3 protein-coding genes are annotated in these 2,280 nt (G+C 71.9%); all 3 read right to left on the bottom strand.

All coding sequences use genetic code 11. The features are described from left to right. On the bottom strand, positions 1–252 hold a 252-nt coding region (locus ACFWP7_RS26630; RefSeq protein ID WP_384385763.1), incomplete at its 3' end, for a hypothetical protein. Next, a complete protein-coding gene (gene pfkB, locus ACFWP7_RS26625; RefSeq protein WP_384385760.1) occupies positions 249–1,202 on the bottom strand; it encodes a 1-phosphofructokinase in 954 nt (317 codons plus the stop codon). The genes ACFWP7_RS26630 and pfkB, both read right to left, overlap by 4 nt. 100 nt (positions 1,203–1,302) lie before the next feature. After that, positions 1,303–2,064 (bottom strand): DeoR/GlpR family DNA-binding transcription regulator, encoded by a 762-nt coding sequence (locus ACFWP7_RS26620; protein WP_384385757.1) that lies wholly within the window; start codon positions 2,062–2,064, stop codon positions 1,303–1,305. Between the last annotated feature and the right edge of the window lie 216 nt (positions 2,065–2,280).

Here is a 2,280-nt window from a genome sequence, read left to right as displayed (position 1 = left end):
GGTAAGCACAGAGCCCGCCTCCCAGCCGCCCGTGAGCACGGAGCCGGTGAGCACGTGACCCACCTCCCCGCCGCCCGCGACCACGTGACCCACCCACCCCGGGCCGGTAGGCACGGGACCGGTAAGCACGGGACCGGTAAGCACGGGACCGGTAACCGCACGGCCCGCCTCTTCGACACCCGTGAGCACGGAGCCCGCCCGCCCGCCGCCAGGGCGTCCGGGGCCGGTCGGCCGGGTGTGGTGTGCGGTCATGACGCCGGCTCCGTCAGTACGCGGTCCACCGGGATCTCCGAGGTGACCGTCACGGCGGAGGGGTCGAGGTCGGCTGGGCCCGGCATGACGCTGCCGGGGAGTTGGACGGCGGCGGCGCCGTGGGCGACGGCGGAGGCCAGTGCCTTCGGGCCGCTGCCGCCGGCGATCAGGAAACCGGCGAGTGAGGAGTCACCGGCGCCCACGTTGCTGCGTACGCCGTCCACCCGTGCGCTCGCGAACCAGGCACCCTCGCCGTCCACGAGCAACTGACCATCGGCGCCCAGGCTCGCGAGCACGGCGCGCGCACCCAGCTCGCGCAACTCCTCGGCCGCCTTGACCGCGTCGCCCACCGTGGTGAGGGGGCGCCCGACGGCTTCCGCGAGCTCCTCCGCGTTCGGCTTCACCAGGTCGGGCCGCTCGCGCAGCGCCGCGAGCAGCGCGGGACCTGAGGTGTCCAGCGCGATCCGGGCGCCCGCCGCATGCGCACGGGCGACGAGATCGGCGTACCAGGAAGGCCCGAGCCCCCGCGGCAGGCTGCCGCAGCAGGTGATCCAGTCGGTCTCGCCGGAGCGGTACTGGGAGCGGACGGTTTCCAGGAGGAGTTCGGCCTCGGTGGCGGAGAGTTCCGGGCCGGGCGCGTTGATCTTCGTCAGGGTGCCGTCGGGTTCGGCGACCGAGATGTTCGAGCGGGTGGCTCCGGCTATCGGGACCGGTGCGACCTCGATGCCCTGCGCGTCGAGCAGGGCGGCGACGAGTGCGCCGGGCGCACCACCCAGGGGCAGGACGGCGACCGTGCGCTGCCCGGCGGCTGCGACCGCGCGCGAGACGTTCACGCCCTTGCCGCCCGGGTCCATGCGTTCGCCGGTGGCCCGGATGACCTCGCCGCGGTCGAGCGACGGGACCTCGTACGTACGGTCGAGGGAGGGGTTGGGGGTGACGGTGAGGATCATGCGCACTCGTTTCTCAACACACAGCGGTCACGTGCCGCTTGCCGCTTGCCGCTTGCCGCTCAATACACACAACACACAGCGCCTCAGAAAGCAGAGCGCTCTAGACACACAGCACTTCGGTGCCGCCGCGTTCGATGGCGGTGGCGTTGTCCGGGCTCAGCCCGCGGTCGGTGATCAGCAGGTCCACATCGCTCAGGTCGCCGAAGCGGGCGAAGTGCTCCTGGCCGTGCTTGGAGGAGTCGGCGAGCAGCACCACACGGCGCGCGGCGCGCATGGTGGCGCGTTTGACGGCGGCCTCGGCGAGGTCGGGGGTGGTCAGTCCGTACGAGACGGAGAAGCCGTTGGCCGCGATGAAGAGGACGTCGGCGCGGATCTCGCTGTACGCGCGGAGCGCCCAGGCGTCCACGGCGGCGCGCGTACGGTGCCTCACGCGCCCCCCGACGAGGTGGAGTTGGATGCCGGGGTGGTCCGCGAGACGGGCCGCGATCGGCAGGCTGTGGGTGACCACGGTGAGCGTCGCCTCCAGCGGGACCGCGCCGGCGAGCCGGGCGATCGTCGATCCGGCGTCCAGGATCACCGTGCCGTCGTGCGGCAGTTCGGCGACGGCGGCCTGGGCGACGCGGTCCTTCTCGTCGGCCGCGGTGTACTCGCGCTCGGCGAGGTCGGGCTCGAAGTCCAGCCGCCCGGCCGGTATCGCGCCACCGTGCACCCGGCGTACGAGGCCCGCGCGGTCCAGCGTCTTCAGGTCCCGGCGGATGGTCTCCGCGGTGACCTGGAACTCCTCGGCCAGTGACACCACGTCCACCCGGCCGCCGTCACGGGCGAGCCGGAGGATCTCCTGCTGCCGCTCCGGTGCGTACATGTCCGTTCGCCTCCGAGTCATGCCCGAACCTGTGGTTTCCATCGGAGGCTACGCCCGGATTTCCGCAAAGTAAACAAGTACGGGCGCGATCCGGGCATGAACGGACTTCGGTTGCCGAGGGCAACACAAACCGGGGCAACGCAAGGGGCCCGGCACGTGAAGGACGCTGTTGGTTAATCCGGATCCCTGCGTGACGTCGGCCTTCAAGACCTGGTT

This window comes from Streptomyces sp. NPDC058470 (assembly GCF_042721055.1).
In the GTDB taxonomy this organism is placed as follows: Bacteria; Actinomycetota; Actinomycetes; order Streptomycetales; family Streptomycetaceae; genus Streptomyces.
This window is presented reverse-complemented; position numbering and strand designations above follow the sequence as displayed.